The organism is Streptomyces sp. NBC_00203 (genome assembly GCF_045206325.1).
GTDB lineage: Bacteria > Actinomycetota > Actinomycetes > Streptomycetales > Streptomycetaceae > Streptomyces > Streptomyces lutosisoli.
The window spans coordinates 6,971,967-6,988,052 of sequence record NZ_CP108126.1 but is presented as its reverse complement, the minus strand read 5'-3'; the positions used below and the strand labels follow the sequence as shown (position 1 = coordinate 6,988,052).

Genomic DNA, 16,086 nt, shown 5'->3' with positions numbered 1-16,086 from the left:
GAGGCGTCCCGTGCCTGAGGCGCCCCGTGCCTGAGGCGCCCCATAAGGGGCGCGGGGCTGTGGCATTGAGCGGCTCCGCCGCGTGGGCGCGATCAGCCCACCACGACCCGCACGTACGAACTCCCCGCGGGAGCTCAGGCCGCCAAGCCCAGCGCAGCCATCCGCTTGGTGTGCGCCTCGGTGATCCGCGAGAACATCCGGCCGACCTCCGCGAGGTCGAAGCCGTCCGCGACGCCGCCCACGAGCATCGTCGACAGGGCATCGCGGTCGGCGACCACGCGCTGCGACTGGGACAGGGCCTCGCCCATCAGACGGCGCGCCCACAGGGCGAGCCGGCCGCCCACACGCGGGTCCGCGTCGATCGCGGCACGCACCTTCTCGATGGCGAAGCCGGCGTGCCCGGTGTCGTCGAGAACCGCGAGGACGAGCCCGCGGGTGTCCGAGTCGAGCCGCGCGGCGACCTCGCGGTAGAAGTCACTGGCGATGGAGTCGCCTACGTACGCCTTGACGAGCCCTTCCAGCCAGTCCGAGGGGGCCGTCTGCTTGTGGAAGCCGTCGAGCGCGGCGACGAACGGCTCCATCGCCTGCGTCGGCTCCGCGCCGACCGCCGCGAGCCGGTCCCGCAGCCGCTCGAAGTGGTGGAACTCGGCCGACGCCATCTTCGCCAGCTCCGCCTTGTCGCTGAGCGTGGGCGCCAGCTTGGCGTCCTCCGCGAGCCGCTCGAACGCCGCGAGCTCGCCGTACGCGAGCGCTCCGAGCAGGTCCACGACCGCGGCGCGGTACTGGGGGTCGGCGGAGGCCGTGTCCCAGTCCTGGGCGGCGACTCCGGTGGCCGCGGGAGCGGTGTCGTCGGGGGCCTCGGCGGGGGTGTCAGCGGCGTTGTCAGGCGTCGTCATGAAGCGCACAATAGCCCGCTCACCGCAACAGGGAAGTCCCTGGTCAATCAGTGTGACGACCACTACGTGACCAAATCGGCCATCGCATATGCGCGATTCCGGGGTATGGTGGTAATGCGCCCGGCGAGTATTCGACGGGCCGCACGAATGAGGATGCCCGGTCGGTGGCCCGATCGGCTCCGACCCGACAGCCCTCCTCGTCCGTACGGCACATTGCGTACAGACGATACGGAGGGACCCTCAGCGGTACGAGCGCTCGAGCGTCGGCAGTGGTCCCATGCCACCCGGCCCGCTGGTCAAGAGCGGCCGACGTCCCCCCGGCACGGTCCCGACACGACCCCCGCGCTCGCCTCGCACCGCGTACACAGAAGAGGCAGCACCCTGACTACGACTTTCCGCGATCTCGGCATCCTTCCCGAGACGGCCGAGGCCCTTGAGGCCGTCGGCATCATCAGTCCCTTCCCCATCCAGGAGATGACGCTCCCCGTTGCCCTGTCGGGCACCGACGTCATCGGCCAGGCCAAGACCGGCACCGGCAAGACGCTGGGCTTCGGCCTCCCGCTCCTTGAGCGCGTCACCGTTCCCGCGGACGTCGAGGCGGGCCGGGCCCAGCCCGAGCAGCTCACCGACGCCCCGCAGGCCCTCGTCGTCGTCCCGACGCGCGAGCTGTGCACCCAGGTGACGAACGACCTGCTGACCGCGGGCAAGGTCCGCAACGTACGCGTTCTCGCCATTTACGGCGGCCGGGCGTACGAGCCTCAGGTCGAGGCCCTCAAGAAGGGCGTCGACGTCATCGTCGGCACCCCGGGCCGACTGCTGGACCTCGCGGGCCAGAAGAAGCTCAACCTCAAGCACATCAAGGCACTTGTCCTCGACGAGGCCGACGAGATGCTCGACCTGGGCTTCCTGCCCGACGTCGAGAAGATCATGAACATGCTGCCGGCCCGCCGTCAGACGATGCTGTTCTCGGCGACCATGCCGGGCGCGGTCATCGGTCTTGCGCGCCGTTACATGTCGCAGCCCACGCACATCCGCGCCACGTCGCCGGACGACGAGGGCGCGACCGTGCGCAACACCGCGCAGTTCATCTACCGCGCGCACAACATGGACAAGCCCGAGCTGGTCGCGCGGATACTGCAGGCCGACGGCCGTGGCCTGGCCATGGTCTTCTGCCGCACCAAGCGCACGGCCGCCGACCTCGCCGACCAGCTCCAGCAGCGCGGCTTCGCCTCCGGCGCGGTCCACGGCGACCTCGGCCAGGGCGCCCGCGAGCAGGCGCTGCGCGCGTTCCGCAACGGCAAGGTCGACGTCCTCGTCTGCACCGACGTCGCCGCCCGCGGCATCGACGTCGAGGGTGTCACCCACGTCATCAACTACCAGTCCCCCGAGGACGAGAAGACGTACCTGCACCGCATCGGCCGTACGGGTCGCGCGGGCGCCAAGGGCATCGCGATCACCCTCGTCGACTGGGACGACATCCCGCGCTGGCAGCTCATCAACAAGGCGCTGGAGCTCAACTTCAACGACCCGCCGGAGACGTACTCCACGTCCCCGCACCTCTTCGAAGAGCTGAGCATTCCCGTCGGCACGAAGGGCGTCCTCCCGCGTTCCGAGCGCACCCGCGCCGGGCTCGCGGCCGAGAAGGTCGAGGACCTCGGCGAGACCGGTGGCCGTGGCGGTCCGCGCGGTCGCGGTGGCCGTTCGTCGGCACCGTCCGCACCGCCCGCCGAGCGTGAGCGCCCGGAGCGTACGCCCCGTCGCCGCCGTCGTACGCGCAACGGAGCGCCGATGGACGAGACGTCCGGGTCTCCGGCTCCGGAGGCGACGACCGAGTCCGCCTCCGCCGAGGGCAACGAGACCGTCGAGGCCCGTACGCCGCGGCGTCGTCGCCGTGCGCGCAACGGGGCGGCGGACGCGGTCGCGAGCGCGGCGGTCGTCGAGCCGACGGTGACTCCGGTGGCCGAGGCCACGGAAGCCTCCGTGGCGACGGCCGAGAGTGTCACCGACGAGTCGGCCAAGCCGCGTCGTCGGCGGACGCGCAAGGTTGCCGAGGCCGTCGTCGAGACGGTCGAGACGGTGGCTGCCGCCCCCGTGGAGACCGCCGAGACCGTGGTTGAGGCTCCGGCCAAGCCGCGTCGCCGTACCCGTAAGGCAGCGGAGGCCGTCGTCGAGACGGTTGAGGCTGCTGAGGCGGTTGTCGAGGCCGAGGTGGAGGCCAAGCCGCGTCGTACGCGGGCCAAGGCCACGACCGCCGCCGTTGCCGCTGTGGACACCGCCGAGGCCGTCGAGGCCGAGGCCGCGGAAGCCAAGCCTGTGCGACGCCGGACCCGCAAGGCCGCCGTCGCCGCCGAGCCCGAGATTCCGGCGCAGGCCGTCGCCGAGGAGGCCGCGGCCGAGGCCAAGCCGGTGCGTCGTCGCACCCGCAAGGCCGCCGAGGCTGTCGTCGACACGGCCGAGGGTGTCGCTGAGGCTCCGGTCAAGGCGCGGCGTACTCGTAAGGCTGCGGTGGCTGTTGCCGACGTGGCTGAGGAGGTCGCTGAGGCTCCGGTGAAGCCGCGACGTACTCGGGCCAAGGCCGCCGTCGCTGTGGACACCGCCGAGGCTGCCGAGGCTGAGGTCGCGGAAGCCAAGCCTGTGCGGCGCCGGACCCGCAAGGCCGTCGCCGCCGCCGAGCTGGAGATTCCGGCGCAGGCCGTGGCCGAGGAGGCCGAGGCCAAGCCGGTGCGTCGTCGGACCCGCAAGGCTGCGGTGGCTGCCGTGGAGCCTGCGGAGAGCTGATTCCCTGCCTGACCCTGATGGCCCGGTCCCACTTTCCGGTGGGGCCGGGCCATCGGTTTTCGCCCCCGCCGCCCCTACCCGTCCCATCCCCCAGGGGCTCCGCCCCTTCGACCCCGGGGGGTGGGTTCGTTGGCTGCGGGCCGGTGGGGGCTGGTCGCGCAGTTCCCCGCGCCCCTAAAGACACAAAGACAAAAGACCGGGGGCGAGCCGTTAGGGGCGCGGGGAACTGCGCGAGCAACCCCCACCGGCCGGCAGCCGGCGAACTACCCCCGTCGTTCAGGGGCGCGGGGAACTGCGCAATCTTTTGGGGGTCTGGGGGCGGAGCCCCCATGAACGGGATGGGACGGGTAGGGGCGGCGGGGGCGAGGAAACGCTCCGCCCTATAGCCTCTGGGACATGAGTAGGCCCCCCACCTTCGTCCCGCCCGCCGGAGTCCGTGCCCGTCGGCTGTCGACCGCCCGTGGCGAGTTCGCCGTGCTGGACGCGGAGCCGAAGGGACCGCCGAAGGGCACCGCGTTGTTGCTGCCGGGGTTCACCGGGAGCAAGGAGGACTTCATCGCGCTGCACGAGCCGTTGGCGGCGGCGGGGTATCGGACGGTGGCCGTGGACGGACGCGGCCAGTTCGAGACCGAGGGGCCGAAGGACGACGAAGCGGCGTACGCGCAGGACGAGTTGGCGCGGGACGTGCTGGCACAGGCCGCCGCCGTCGGTACGCCCGTGCACCTCGTGGGGCACTCCCTCGGCGGCCTGATCTCCCGCGCCGCCGTGCTGATCGACCCGTCGCCCTTCCTCTCACTCACTCTGATGGCCTCGGGCCCCGCCCAGATCTCCAGCACCCAGCAGCAGCGCGTCAAGCTGCTGCGGGACGCGCTCGCCGTGATGAGCATGTCCGAGGTGTGGGACGCGATCCAGGCGATGGAGACGCCGGAGGAGACCGAGACCGGCGGGCTCGACTCGGGGCTCGACGACCGCGCCGACCTGCGGCGCCGCTGGCTGGGCAACAGCCCCGCCCAGCTCATCGCCACCGGCCGCCAGTTGTGCACCGAACCCGACCGCGTCGCCGAACTGGCCGCCGTCCCGCTGCCGAAGCATGTACTCTCCGGCGAGTACGACGACACCTGGCCGGTGGCCCTGCTGGACGAGATGGCCGTACGGCTGGAGGCCCGGCGCACGCTCATAGCGCAAGCAGAGCACTCTCCCAACACGGATCAGCCGCTGGAGACGGCCCGCGCCTTCGCCGACTTCTGGGACGGCGTGGCCGGCTGGGGGACCGGGCGACCAGGCAGCTCAGGCGACTAGTACTGCGCCTGCAAGTGCTCCCAGAAGCCGTCCCGGAGCGCCCGGCGCAGATCCGCCTGTCCCCGCAGGGAGTACTGGAGCAGCCCCTCGGCCTCGACCAGCAGATCCTGGTCGACCGAGCCGGGGAGGTAGGGGTGCCCGGGCAGCAGTTCCACGAGCGATTCGCGCCCCCGTGCGGCCAGCCACTTCGCGGCGATCTGCGCGCCCACGAAGCGCACGTCCTCCCGTGTGGGCCGGGCCGCGGCCGTCGCGTCGTAGGAGAGGCCGGTCCGCCGTGACACGTACGGCTTGAAGAAGTCGAGGTCGAAGGTCCGCTGGCTGTCGACCTCCCAGAGCAGCGGCTCGGCCTGATTGCGGCCCTCGGGCGCCTCGATGCCCCACAGGTGGACCCGCGCGCCGTACCCCTGCGCCGCCTCGACCGCCGACACCAGGTCCTCGTCGCCGCCGAGCAGCGCGGCGTCGCTGATGGCGCGGTGCCGGGCGAGGGACTCCAGGTCGGAGCGGATGAGCGAATCGACGCCTTTTTGCTGGTTGTTGGCGTTGAGGTTGCCCAACCGGACCTTCACGTCGGGGAGTTCGGCGATCGCCTGCTGTTCCGCGGTGTGGATGCGGCGCCGTGCGCCGTCGTACCAGTAGACGCGCAGCAGCCGGCTGTCCGCGAAGATCGTGCGGGCCCGGTCGATGAGCGCCTCGATGAGGCCTTCGGTGTCCAGGTCGAAGGAGCGGCGGTCCTCCGTCCCGGCGACCAGCCGCCCCGCCGCCGCGTACAGATATCCGGCGTCGACGAAGATCGCATGGGTCGAGGGCGTCTTCGCCACCTCGGCGAGCATGCGATGCAGCAGCTCGTTCGTGCGGTCGATGCGGGCGCCGAGCGCCGCGAGGTCGTCGTTCATCACTTCCATTGTCCCGGCGGTCACGCTGCGAACACAACTGGCCCCGTTCAGTCTCCGCCACATCACTTACCACTGGGTAATTAGGTTCTCGAAAAATTTCCTTAGCGTAGGGAATGTTTGTAACACGCACCCCGTTGACTACCTATGGAAGCGGAGGCACCGACGCCTCGCGCAGCCACCACCAGTAGTTCTCCTCAGGAGGATGACCAGACGAAGGGAGAAGCCCATGCGCTTCGAAATCATGCGACTCGACGATGTCGACGGCACGCCCGTGGACAGCACCGTTGTAGACGCCGCCTCCGTCAACCGGATCGTTCAGCAGGCCGCCGCCATCGGGCAGCGACTGTGGATCCGCCCGGCCGACTCGTCCGCCTCATAACAGCGCGGACTTATACGCAGACTTCGGACTGATCTGGCTCTGACTTGCAGAGTCGGACTCCGGATTCATACTTCAGAGCCCCGCACGGCTACGGATGCCGTGCGGGGCTCTGCGTGTGTCCATGGGGGGCGGTCAGCTGCTCTGGATCACCTGCGTGACCCCGTTGATGATCTGCTGCACGGCGATCGCGGAGAGCATCATGCCCGCGAGGCGGGTCACCAGCACCACACCGCCGTCCTTGATGACGCGGATGATCAGCAGCGAGTAGCGCATGACCACCCACAGCACGACGTGGATGGCGAGGATCGCGGTCCACACCGACACCTGGGTGGCGACCGTGTCGGCCTTCTGCACCGCCAGGATCACGGACACGATCGCGCCCGGGCCCGCGAGCAGCGGCATGCCCAGCGGTACGAGGGCGACGTTGACGTCCTTGGTCTGCTTCGGCTCGTCCGTCTTGCCGGTCAGCAGGTCGAGGGCGATCAGCAGGAGCAGCAGCCCGCCCGCGATCATCAGCGCGGGCACGGAGACATGCAGGTAGTTCAGGATCTGGTGCCCGAGCAGTCCGAAGACGACGATCACGCCACCCGCCACACAGACGGCCTGGAAGGCCATCCGCTTCTGCACCTTGGCGGGGCGTCCGGCGGTGAGGGCGAGGAAGATCGGGGTGATCCCGGGGGGATCCATGATGACGAAAAGGGTGAGGAACAGGGAGCCGAAGACGGCGACGTCGAACACGGTGAATGGCCTTGCGGAGGATGGTGAAAGCGGGGGTTACCGCTGTGGGCAGGCGATCGGCGCGCGCGGCGGGACAGGCGCGGCAGAACGCGGGAGAAGCCGCGGACCATGGCGGAGCATGGCGGAACGCGGCGGAACGAAGGGCACGTCCCGGATCCGGGACGTGCGCGGCAGAAGTAAATAGGCGGTAGCGGTACTGGGTACCGCTACTAGGCGCGCGGGGCTCCGCCGGCGCCCGGAACCGGGAACGCCCCGGTGGCCCGCCGGGTGATCTCCCCGTACACCTCGGGGTCGGTCGTGTACTCCCCGAGCACGCACGTCTTGCGGCTGCCGTGGTAGTCGGAGGATCCCGTGGTGAGCAGCCCCAGGTCGGCCGCGAGTCCGCGCAGCCGCGCCCGGGTGGCCGGCTCGTGGTCCATGTGGTCGACCTCGATGCCGTCGAGCCCGGCGGCGGACAGCTCCGCTATCGCGGACTCGGGCACGGTCTGCCCCCGCTTGGCGGCGGCCGGGTGCGCGAAGACGGCGACGCCGCCCGCGCCCTTGATCAGCCGGACGGCCTCGAACGGGTCGGTCTCGTGCTTGGGGACATAGGCGCGGCCGCCGTCGGCCAGCCACTCCTCGGTGAACGCGTCGGAGACGCTGTCCACGACGCCCAGGTCGACCAGCGCGGACGCGACATGCGGCCGCCCCACGGATCCGTCACCCGCGATGCGCGCCACCTGCTCCCAGGTGATCGGCACGCCGAGTTCCTGGAGCTTGGCGATCATGCCCCGGGCGCGCGGCACGCGGTCGTCCCGCACCAGCTCGCGCTCGGCGAGCAGCGTGGGCTCGTCGGGGTCGAACAGGTAGGCCAGCATGTGCATGCTGATGCCGTCGATACGGCAGGAGAGCTCGGCGCCGGTGACGAGGGTGAGCCCCTCGGGCAGCGCGTCGATCGCCTCGGCGTATCCGCGGGTGGTGTCGTGGTCGGTCAGCGCGACGACGTCCAGACCGGCGGCGGCAGCGTTCCGCACCAGCTCGGCCGGGGTGTCCGTACCGTCGGAAGCGGTGGAGTGGGCGTGCAGATCGATGCGCACTACGCGGACTCCAGGCGGTGACGGAACGGAAGGGACCGTTCAAGGATAACGGGAATCCGAAGCTCCCCTGTCACACCCTCAACCGCTGAGTGCCCCCTACGAGATCTCTGTGGGCGCCCCGTGAGCACCCAGTAAGGGGCGCCCACACCGCCCAACCCAGCGGAGCGCTACGGCTCAAGAATCCGCGGCGACAACGCCCCGCACGGGAGCAGATCCACCTCCGCCCCCGCGTCCCGCAGATCCGTCAGCACCAGCTCGTCGTACATCAGCAGCCCGGACTGCTCGGGCCACACGACCGCCCACAGCCACAGCCCGAGCGCCTCGCCCGCGAAGACGGCGCGGTCGTCGGGGGTGCCGGCGACATGCCAGAGCGGGGTCGGACGGCCGGCCGCGAGGACCTTCGCCTGGGGCGGTTTCTCGACACTCATGTACGGGCCGGGGTCGGGCCCGTCGAGGCCCGCGTACCGCGCGCCGAGGCCGACGCCGAGCTCCTCGGCAACGAGGATCAGCTCCCCTATGCCGCCGAGCGGGCCGGGACCCGAGCAGGCGACGGCGGTCGCGCGCCCGCCGCTGCGGTCGTCACCGGCGAACGTCGCACCGGTGAACAGCCAGCCGACCGGCAGCGGCCACGGCATCCACACCGGTACCCGGGCGTGATGCACGACCACACCGAGGGCCTCGACGCTGGGCGGGATCACGGGCTGCAGCGGATGCACGTTCCCGTGCACATCGCACTGCCAGGAGTCGGCAAAGAGGCCGGGAGCCCTGACCCGGCCACCACACTTCGGGCAACTGGGTTCGCCCCTCATAGGGCCCAACGGTCCTCCCCGTCCTGCGCCGCGTCAAGGACGATCACCCGTCCGGCGTGTGCCTGTCACGTCGCAAAACTAGATGGCACTTGCATTAATTAGGTCAGCTAACTTATTATGTGCATACGGCAACGATCTCGTCGAGGACTGCGAGGACCACGCATGCGCACCACTACAGGAGTCAGTACAGGAGGGCCGACCGAAGCCGACCCGTTCGAGGACGGAGCCGCCGGAGCCGGCAGCATCCTGCGTCAGCCGAAGGCCGTCTGGGCGACCGCCGGGGCGTCCGTCGTCGCCTTCATGGGCATCGGGCTGGTCGACCCGATCCTGCCGTCCATCGCCAAGGGCCTGGACGCCACATCGAGCCAGGTCTCGCTGCTCTTCACCTCGTACTTCCTGATCACCGCCGTCGCGATGCTGGTGACCGGCTTCGTCTCCAGCCGCATCGGCGGCAAGAAGACCCTGCTGCTCGGCCTCGCGCTCGTCGTGGTCTTCGCGGGGCTCGCGGGCACCTCAGGCTCGGTCGGCGAACTCGTCGGCTTCCGGGCCGGCTGGGGCCTCGGCAACGCCCTCTTCGTCTCGACCGCCCTCGCGGTCATCGTCGGCGCGGCGGCCGGCGGCAGCGCCGCGGCGATCCTGCTGTACGAGTCGGCGCTCGGCCTCGGCATGGCGTGCGGGCCGCTGCTGGGCGCACTGCTCGGTGACGCCAGCTGGCGCTACCCGTTCTTCGGCACCGCCTTCCTGATGGCGGTCGGCTTCCTGTGCATCACGGTGTTCCTGAAGGAGCAGCCGAGGCCCGCGAAGAAGACGTCCCTGCTCGACCCGCTCAAGGCGCTCGGCCACGGCGGACTCGCCTCGGCGGCCGTCTCGTCGTTCTTCTACAACTACACGTTCTTCACCGTGCTGGCCTTCACCCCGTTCGTGCTGAACATGACCCCGTACAAGTCGGGTGCCGTGTTCTTCGCGTGGGGTGTGCTGCTGGCGGTCTTCTCGGTGCTCGTGGCCCCGCGTCTGCAAGCGCGGTTCGGCTCGCTCAAGGTGCTCGGCGGTTCGCTGGTGCTGCTCGCCGCCGACGTCCTCGTGCTCGGGTACGGCAGCCACACCACCGCCGTCGTCTGCACGATCCTGTCCGGTGCGTTCATCGGCGTGAACAACACGGTCTACACCGAGCTGGCGCTGGGCGTGTCGGACGCACCGCGTCCGGTGGCGAGCGCCGGGTACAACTTCGTGCGCTGGTTCGCGGCCGCGGCGGCGCCCTACTTCGCGCCGAAGATCGAGGAGTGGAGCAACATCCACATCCCGTTCGTGGTCGCGGCGGTCACGGCCGTCCTCGGTGCGGTGGTGGTCTTCGTACGACGGAACGCGCTCACGCACGACGCCGAGGAGCTTCAGCCCCGGCACGCCACCGAGGACAGTGTCGCCGTGTTCGCCAACTGACCCGTTCCGGCCGGGGTTCTGAGCCCCGCTCAGTCCAGGGGAACGGACTTGCGCAAGGGATCGCGCAGGTCCGTTCCGCCGTTCAGCCAGCGCTCCCGGAGGGCGCTCGCACCGTGCACACGCTTCCACGCCGCCTCGTTGGGTGTCATCGGGAGCAGCGGCAGGAAACGTACGGGATCGGCGGGGGCGTCCAGCTCCAGGTCCTCCACCAGGCCGCCGGACTCCGCGACCAGGACGGAGGTGAACGGCGCGCCGGGCCACAGGGGTTCGCCCACGTCCAGCGAGGCGCCCGAAGCCACCACCAGGCCCTCGACCTGCGGGGACGCGCCCAGCACGGCGAGCGGCCTGAGCACCTTGTCGGTGTCGACGACGCCCGCGCGCACCGAGAGGATCAGCTCGGCGCGCGGACCCTTCACCGGGTCGGCGAGGACCACCGTGGGGTCCGCCATCGGCTGGGCGGACATGCCGAGCGTCGCGTAGCGGACGATGTCGCCCTCTGTGAAGCGCAACACTTCGATGCGGTCGGTGCCGAGAAAGGTGACCGCGGCCCGCGCGTCGGGTTCGCCCAGCGCGGAGCGCAAACGGGCCTCGACCAGAGGAAGAACATCTGCCATGCGCCGAGCATAGGCTGCGTCAATTCCCAAGGAGCGCACCGCACCCCGCGGTCAACAACGGGCAAAGCGGCGGCTTGACGCTTCAGTGCGCTGATAGTCTTGGCCGCTGGTCGGGGCAGCACGCAGAAGCGTCGCTCTCAAGCTCCGACGCACTGAGACTGATCTGGCTCCCCTTTGGAGGGAGACGGACTCCCCTTCGGGGGATGGCTCGTCCCTCAAGGGGGACCGACCGGAGGAGGTGGGGCTGCAATGGACCGAAGTCGACCGTGCAGTACCACCCGCTCTTCCGGTCGCTGAGTTCTGTAGCTGGTTCCGCTTCTTGGGTCTTGCTGGCTACTGCCTCCCGCAAACGTGTGCATACGTGTCAGCGTTGTCCCGGTGCACCACGGAAGAGCGCTTCGTTTCCGCCTGATCTGTCTGATCTGAATCAGTAGCGAAGCTGCCACCGCGACGGTGCGGTGCTCCCCGCTTTGTGGACGTACCAAACATCCGCAGTCAGGACGTCCCCATTCCGGGTAGTTTCAACCGTCGCCGGCCGCCTCCGTTGCGAGAAGGAGCCTGCCATGTCGATGATCCGTGACCTGCGTGCCGCGGTCCGCCCCCGCCCCTCGCTGCGCAGCAAGGACAGCGGCTCGTACGACACCACCCGTGACCCCGGGACCCCGTCGGCCGTGGTCGACTGCGCCGTCTACCGGGACGGCGCCCGCGTCGAGACCCGCGAGCCGCTGACGCCGCACGAGGCGATGCGTCAGGTGCACCGCGACGGCGGCTTCGTGTGGATCGGTCTGCATGAGCCGACCGAGGCCGAATTCGCCGGTATCGCCCGGGAGTTCGGGCTGCACCCGCTGGCCGTCGAGGACGCCGTCCAGGCCCACCAGCGGCCCAAGCTGGAGCGCTACGACGACTCCCTGTTCACCGTCTTCAAGACCATCCACTATGTGGAGCACGACCAACTGACGGCCACCAGCGAGGTGGTGGAGACCGGCGAGGTCATGTGCTTCACCGGACGGGACTTCTTCATCACCGTCCGGCACGGCGGGCAGGGCTCGCTGCGGGCGCTGCGCCACCGGCTCCAGGACGACCCGGAGCTGCTCGCCAAGGGCCCCTCCGCCGTGCTGCACGCGATCGCCGACCACGTCGTCGACGGGTACATCGCGGTCGCGGACGCCGTGCAGGACGACATCGACGAGGTCGAGACCGAGGTGTTCTCGCCGGGCCGCAAGGGCACGCCGCGCGGCACCGACGCCGGACAGATCTACCAACTCAAGCGTGAGGTACTGGAGTTCAAGCGGGCGGTGTCGCCGCTGCTGCGCCCCATGCAGCTGCTGAGCGAGCGGCCGATGCGGCTGATCGACCCCGACATCCAGAAGTACTTCCGGGATGTCGCCGACCACCTCGCCCGGGTGCAGGAGCAGGTCCTCGGCTTCGACGAGCTGCTCAACTCCATCCTCCAGGCCAACCTCGCCCAGGCCTCCGTCGCGCAGAACGAGGACATGCGCAAGATCACGTCCTGGGCCGCGATCATCGCCGTACCGACGATGGTCTGTGGCGTCTACGGCATGAACTTCAAGTACATGCCGGAGCTGCACGCGCGCTACGGCTACCCGGTCGTCATGGGCATCACGGTCGGCCTCTGTCTCTCGATCCACCGCATCCTGAAGCGCAACGGCTGGCTGTGAACGCGGGCTGGATAGTCTTGGCCGTATGACGGAACAGCTGCTCGACCAGGCCCTCGTCGAGGAGGCCACGAAGAAGTCCGGGCTGATCTGGGTACGGGGCGCCGGGGAACCGACGGCCGGCACCCAGGGGCGGGAGCTGCCCTCGCGCGCCCTGTGGCACGTGTGGCACGACGGCGCGGCCTGTCTGGTCGGGGACGGGCCCGGCGAGCAGCCGCTGCCCGGTCTGGTCGACGGGGGCGGCGCGGTCGTCACCGTACGCAGCAAGGACAAGGGCGGACGTCTTGTCTCCTGGTCCGCGAAGGTCGTGGAGCTGACCCCCGCCTCTCCGGAGTGGGAGGCCGCCGTCGCCGAGCTCAAGGGCAAGCGTCTGAACGCCCCCGACGGCGAGGCCATGCCCGAGCGCTGGGCCCGTGAGTGCCGGGTGCTGCGCCTGGAGCCGTCGGGCGCCATCGCCGAACTGCCCGACGGTTCGCTCGCCGAGCCGCCGCTGCCGACCCCGGCGACGACCCGGCAGCCGATCCCGGCGGCCCTGCCCCGTCTCCTCTTCAAGAAGAAGCGCAAGCGCCACTGAGGCGGCTACGGCCGTCTAGGACGCGGGCAGCTGCTTGCCATAGTCCACCGTCTCCTTCTTGCCGGGCTCCTCCAGGGCGAAGTCCTTGCCCCAGTCGGTGAGCCGGAGGGTTCCGGCGTTGCCCGCGCGGACCAGCAGGAGGGGGTACGGGGTTCCCTTCAGGGAGACGTCGAGGGAGCCGCCGGAGCCCTTGCCGGCGGTGATGCGGATGGTGCGGACGCCGGACTGCTCGTGATGGCCGTCCATGGCGAGGCTGCCGTGCAGGGTCAGCAGGCCGTCCAGGAGGACGTCCTTGTCGGTGAAGCCGCTGAAGCGCTTGTAGGCGGGGTCCCCGGTCGGGACCTTCACATACATGCCCTCCAGCTTCTTGGCGGCGGCGGTGTCCGCCGAGCTGCTGTCACTCTTGCCGTCCTGGTGGGTCCAGAACTCGGCGTTGGCCTTCAGGAAAAGGTGCTCGCCGACCCGCAGCAGCCGGAAGGTCGCCCCCTTCGAGGTCACCGAGCCGGAGCCGCCGTCGGATTTGAGGCGCATGTCGAGGGTGTACGTGGTCCCGTTGGTCACGACGGTTCCGGAGAGCCGTACCGTGTCCGCGGCCTCGGCCGCCTTCTTCGTCTTCGCCTGGATGGTGGCGGCGGGCAGCTTCCCCACCCCGTTGGTGCCCGCGTCCGGATCCTCGCTACTACTGCACCCCGTCAGCCCCGTCCCCGTCACGACCAGTGCGCACATCGCGCTCACCAGTGCGGCCCTGCGGGTTCGGCCCTGGGGAATTGCAGTCACAGGTGGGGCTGCCTTTCGTGCGGGGGTCCTTGGCGGCGTACGGCAGCGTACCGGTGCTGCCCGCGCCCGGCGGAGGCAGTCCGTCCGGACCGCTCACCAGGGCGTATCCGACCGGGACGGGCTAGCCTGAAGCCCACCCGAGCGGACAGGCCAGGACACGGCAGGACAGAACGGAACGGAGGCGCGGGCATGGCCGCAGGCGCCCCCCGGATCTTCGTCTCGCACCTCGCCGGTGTCGCCGTCTTCGACCCGAACGGCGACCAGGTGGGCCGCGTGCGGGACCTCGTCGCCATGCTGCGCGTCCGGCGGCAGCCGCCCCGGCTGCTCGGCCTCGTCGTCGAGCTGTCCACGCGCCGCCGGATCTTCCTGCCCATGACCCGGGTGACCGGCATCGCGTCCGGCCAGGTCATCACCACCGGCGTATTGAACGTGCGCAGGTTCGAGCAGCGGCCCACCGAACGGCTCGTCTTCGGCGAACTGCTCGACCGGCGCGTCCACCTCGTCGAGACGGACGAGGAGGTGACCGTGCTCGACGTGTCGGTCCAGCAGCTGCCGGCCCGCAGGGACTGGGAGATCGGCAAGGTCTTCGTGCGCAAGGGGCGCGCCGGGACCTTCCGGCGCGCCAAGGGCGAGACCCTGACCGTCAGCTGGTCCGCCGTCACCGGGTTCTCGCTGGAGGAGCACGGACAGGGCGCCGAAAGCCTGCTCGCCACCTTCGAGCAGCTGCGCCCGGCCGACCTCGCGAACGTACTGCACCACCTCTCCCCGAAACGGCGCGGAGAGGTCGCCGCCGCGCTCGACGACGACCGCCTCGCCGACGTCCTCGAAGAACTCCCCGAGGACGATCAGATCGAGATCCTCGGCAAGCTCAAGGAGGAGCGCGCGGCCGACGTCCTGGAGGCGATGGACCCGGACGACGCGGCCGACCTGCTCGCCGAGCTGCCCGCCGAGGACGTGGAGCGGCTGCTGACGCTGATGCAGCCCGACGAGGCGGCCGACGTACGCCGGCTGATGGCGTACGAGGAGAAGACCGCCGGTGGCCTCATGACCACCGAGCCGATCGTGCTGCGGCCCGACGCGACGGTCGCCGACGCGCTCGCCCGGGTCCGCAACCCCGACCTCTCCCCCGCGCTCGCCGCCCAGGTGTACGTGTGCCGCCCGCCGGACGAGACACCGACCGGCAAGTACCTGGGCACCGTCCACTTCCAGCGGCTCCTGCGCGACCCGCCGTTCACGCTGGTCGGCTCGCTCGTCGACGACGACCTCCAGCCGCTGGACCCGGAGGCCGCGCTGCCCGTCGTGGCCGGCTTCTTCGCGACGTACGACATGGTCGCGGCGCCCGTCGTCGACGAGAGCGGCTCGCTGCTCGGCGCGGTGACCGTGGACGACGTACTGGACCACATGCTGCCCGAGGACTGGCGCGAGACGGAGTTCCACCTCGAGGAGGAGGCTCCCCATGGCGCCTGAGCGCGACGGGCGGGAGGGGCGGGACGGCCGCGAGCGGGTGGGCGGGCGCGCCGACGCCCGCGAACGGGCCGCCACCGGGGCCACCGCGACCACCCGGCCGCGCACCCGGCTCGACCAGCCGATGCCGCCCCGGCGCAGGCTGGTGCCCGAGTGGGACCCGGAGGCCTTCGGGCGGCTGTCGGAGCGGATCGCCCGCTTCCTGGGCACCGGACGGTTCATCGTCTGGATGACGGTCGTCATCATCCTGTGGGTGGTGTGGAACATCTTCGCGCCGGGCGACCTGCGCTTCGACAACTACCCGTTCATCTTCCTGACGCTGATGCTGTCGCTCCAGGCCTCCTACGCCGCCCCGCTGATCCTGCTCGCGCAGAACCGCCAGGACGACCGTGACCGGGTCAATCTCGAACAGGACCGCAAGCAGAACGAGCGGTCCATCGCGGACACCGAGTACCTCACCCGCGAGATCGCCTCGCTGCGCGTCGGCCTCGGCGAGGTCGCCACCCGCGACTGGATCCGCTCCGAGTTGCAGGATCTGGTCAAGGAGATGGAGGAGCACCGCCGCGACGGTCAGGTCGTATTCCCGACAGTTCCGACAGAACGCCCACGGGGACGTGACGTAGAAGACCGCTGACGGGGCTTTCCGGGCCCCCCGCCGGGCGCCGTACCATCGTCC

The 16,086-nt window shown here is 70.4% G+C and carries 15 protein-coding genes; 8 read left to right on the top strand and 7 right to left on the bottom strand.

Going from position 1 to position 16,086, the window contains the following annotated elements; all coding sequences use genetic code 11:
• Window positions 1-134: 134 nt before the first annotated feature.
• Window positions 135-905: a ferritin-like fold-containing protein gene (locus OG975_RS31380; RefSeq protein WP_327431543.1), complete on the bottom strand. Its 771-nt coding sequence runs from the start codon at window positions 903-905 to the stop codon at window positions 135-137.
• 465 nt (window positions 906-1,370) lie between these two features.
• Here OG975_RS31380 and OG975_RS31375 point away from each other — a divergent pair, with 465 nt between their 5' ends.
• Both OG975_RS31375 and OG975_RS31370 read left to right on the top strand, forming a co-directional pair.
• A complete protein-coding gene (locus OG975_RS31375) occupies window positions 1,371-3,674 on the top strand; it encodes a DEAD/DEAH box helicase (RefSeq protein ID WP_406332707.1) in 2,304 nt (767 codons plus the stop codon).
• 396 nt (window positions 3,675-4,070) lie between these two features.
• The gene (locus OG975_RS31370) at window positions 4,071-4,973 is read left to right on the top strand and encodes an alpha/beta fold hydrolase (RefSeq protein WP_406332706.1); all 903 of its coding nucleotides are present in this window, start codon (window positions 4,071-4,073) and stop codon (window positions 4,971-4,973) included.
• Here the strand turns inward: OG975_RS31370 and OG975_RS31365 are convergent.
• The gene (locus tag OG975_RS31365; protein ID WP_406332705.1) at window positions 4,970-5,866 is read right to left on the bottom strand and encodes an NYN domain-containing protein; all 897 of its coding nucleotides are present in this window, start codon (window positions 5,864-5,866) and stop codon (window positions 4,970-4,972) included. The two genes, OG975_RS31370 and OG975_RS31365, sit on opposite strands and share 4 nt — an antisense overlap.
• Before the next feature lie 226 nt (window positions 5,867-6,092).
• On the opposite strand from OG975_RS31365, the gene OG975_RS31360 reads away from it, so the two are divergent.
• Window positions 6,093-6,245 carry a hypothetical protein gene (locus OG975_RS31360; RefSeq protein ID WP_105968294.1) on the top strand — a complete coding sequence of 51 codons (153 nt, stop codon included), beginning with the start codon at window positions 6,093-6,095 and terminating at the stop codon, window positions 6,243-6,245.
• A 132-nt stretch (window positions 6,246-6,377) separates the two neighbouring features.
• On the opposite strand, the gene OG975_RS31355 is transcribed toward OG975_RS31360, so the two are convergent.
• The 3 genes from OG975_RS31355 to OG975_RS31345 all read right to left on the bottom strand — a co-directional run bounded on the left by OG975_RS31355 (window position 6,378) and on the right by OG975_RS31345 (window position 8,868).
• On the bottom strand, window positions 6,378-6,983 hold the full coding sequence (locus tag OG975_RS31355) for a MarC family protein (RefSeq protein WP_330307146.1): 606 nt from the start codon (window positions 6,981-6,983) through the stop codon (window positions 6,378-6,380).
• 209 nt (window positions 6,984-7,192) lie between these two features.
• The gene (locus tag OG975_RS31350; protein ID WP_406332704.1) at window positions 7,193-8,059 is read right to left on the bottom strand and encodes a PHP domain-containing protein; all 867 of its coding nucleotides are present in this window, start codon (window positions 8,057-8,059) and stop codon (window positions 7,193-7,195) included.
• A gap of 167 nt (window positions 8,060-8,226) precedes the next feature.
• Window positions 8,227-8,868 carry a DUF6758 family protein gene (locus OG975_RS31345; protein WP_406332703.1) on the bottom strand — a complete coding sequence of 214 codons (642 nt, stop codon included), beginning with the start codon at window positions 8,866-8,868 and terminating at the stop codon, window positions 8,227-8,229.
• A gap of 162 nt (window positions 8,869-9,030) precedes the next feature.
• Between OG975_RS31345 and OG975_RS31340 the strand changes: the two genes are divergently transcribed.
• Entirely contained in the window at window positions 9,031-10,305 is a 1,275-nt protein-coding gene (locus OG975_RS31340; RefSeq protein ID WP_406332702.1) for an MFS transporter, read from the top strand.
• 29 nt (window positions 10,306-10,334) lie between these two features.
• On the opposite strand, the gene OG975_RS31335 is transcribed toward OG975_RS31340, so the two are convergent.
• Window positions 10,335-10,919, bottom strand: coding sequence for a suppressor of fused domain protein (locus OG975_RS31335; RefSeq protein WP_406332701.1), 585 nt, complete (start codon window positions 10,917-10,919; stop codon window positions 10,335-10,337).
• Window positions 10,920-11,482: 563 nt separating this feature from the next.
• Here OG975_RS31335 and OG975_RS31330 point away from each other — a divergent pair.
• Together OG975_RS31330 and OG975_RS31325 are read left to right on the top strand one after the other, a co-directional pair.
• Window positions 11,483-12,598: a magnesium and cobalt transport protein CorA gene (locus tag OG975_RS31330; protein ID WP_327431533.1), complete on the top strand. Its 1,116-nt coding sequence runs from the start codon at window positions 11,483-11,485 to the stop codon at window positions 12,596-12,598.
• A 25-nt stretch (window positions 12,599-12,623) separates the two neighbouring features.
• On the top strand, window positions 12,624-13,169 hold the full coding sequence (locus OG975_RS31325; protein ID WP_406332700.1) for a hypothetical protein: 546 nt from the start codon (window positions 12,624-12,626) through the stop codon (window positions 13,167-13,169).
• 15 nt (window positions 13,170-13,184) lie between these two features.
• Here the strand turns inward: OG975_RS31325 and OG975_RS31320 are convergent, their stop codons facing one another.
• Window positions 13,185-13,895 carry a hypothetical protein gene (locus OG975_RS31320; RefSeq protein ID WP_406332699.1) on the bottom strand — a complete coding sequence of 237 codons (711 nt, stop codon included), beginning with the start codon at window positions 13,893-13,895 and terminating at the stop codon, window positions 13,185-13,187.
• A 240-nt stretch (window positions 13,896-14,135) separates the two neighbouring features.
• Here OG975_RS31320 and OG975_RS31315 point away from each other — a divergent pair, with 240 nt between their 5' ends.
• Both OG975_RS31315 and OG975_RS31310 read left to right on the top strand, forming a co-directional pair.
• A complete protein-coding gene (locus tag OG975_RS31315) occupies window positions 14,136-15,413 on the top strand; it encodes a magnesium transporter MgtE N-terminal domain-containing protein (protein ID WP_406332698.1) in 1,278 nt (425 codons plus the stop codon).
• Complete coding sequence (locus tag OG975_RS31310; RefSeq protein ID WP_406332697.1) at window positions 15,403-16,044, top strand: DUF1003 domain-containing protein; 642 nt, start codon at window positions 15,403-15,405, stop codon at window positions 16,042-16,044. The genes OG975_RS31315 and OG975_RS31310 overlap by 11 nt, the downstream gene beginning before the upstream one ends.
• Window positions 16,045-16,086: the final 42 nt, after the last annotated feature.

Coding starts and splice junctions, on each gene's coding strand:
- OG975_RS31375 (WP_406332707.1), top strand. CDS start 1,371: ATGACGCTCCCCGTTGCCCTGTCGGGCACCGACGTCATCGGCCAGGCC.
- OG975_RS31370 (WP_406332706.1), top strand. CDS start 4,071: ATGAGTAGGCCCCCCACCTTCGTCCCGCCCGCCGGAGTCCGTGCCCGT.
- OG975_RS31365 (WP_406332705.1), bottom strand. CDS start 5,866: ATGAACGACGACCTCGCGGCGCTCGGCGCCCGCATCGACCGCACGAAC.
- OG975_RS31360 (WP_105968294.1), top strand. CDS start 6,093: ATGCGCTTCGAAATCATGCGACTCGACGATGTCGACGGCACGCCCGTG.
- OG975_RS31345 (WP_406332703.1), bottom strand. CDS start 8,868: ATGAGGGGCGAACCCAGTTGCCCGAAGTGTGGTGGCCGGGTCAGGGCT.
- OG975_RS31340 (WP_406332702.1), top strand. CDS start 9,031: ATGCGCACCACTACAGGAGTCAGTACAGGAGGGCCGACCGAAGCCGAC.
- OG975_RS31335 (WP_406332701.1), bottom strand. CDS start 10,919: ATGGCAGATGTTCTTCCTCTGGTCGAGGCCCGTTTGCGCTCCGCGCTG.
- OG975_RS31330 (WP_327431533.1), top strand. CDS start 11,483: ATGTCGATGATCCGTGACCTGCGTGCCGCGGTCCGCCCCCGCCCCTCG.
- OG975_RS31325 (WP_406332700.1), top strand. CDS start 12,624: ATGACGGAACAGCTGCTCGACCAGGCCCTCGTCGAGGAGGCCACGAAG.
- OG975_RS31320 (WP_406332699.1), bottom strand. CDS start 13,895: ATGTGCGCACTGGTCGTGACGGGGACGGGGCTGACGGGGTGCAGTAGT.
- OG975_RS31315 (WP_406332698.1), top strand. CDS start 14,136: ATGGCCGCAGGCGCCCCCCGGATCTTCGTCTCGCACCTCGCCGGTGTC.
- OG975_RS31310 (WP_406332697.1), top strand. CDS start 15,403: ATGGCGCCTGAGCGCGACGGGCGGGAGGGGCGGGACGGCCGCGAGCGG.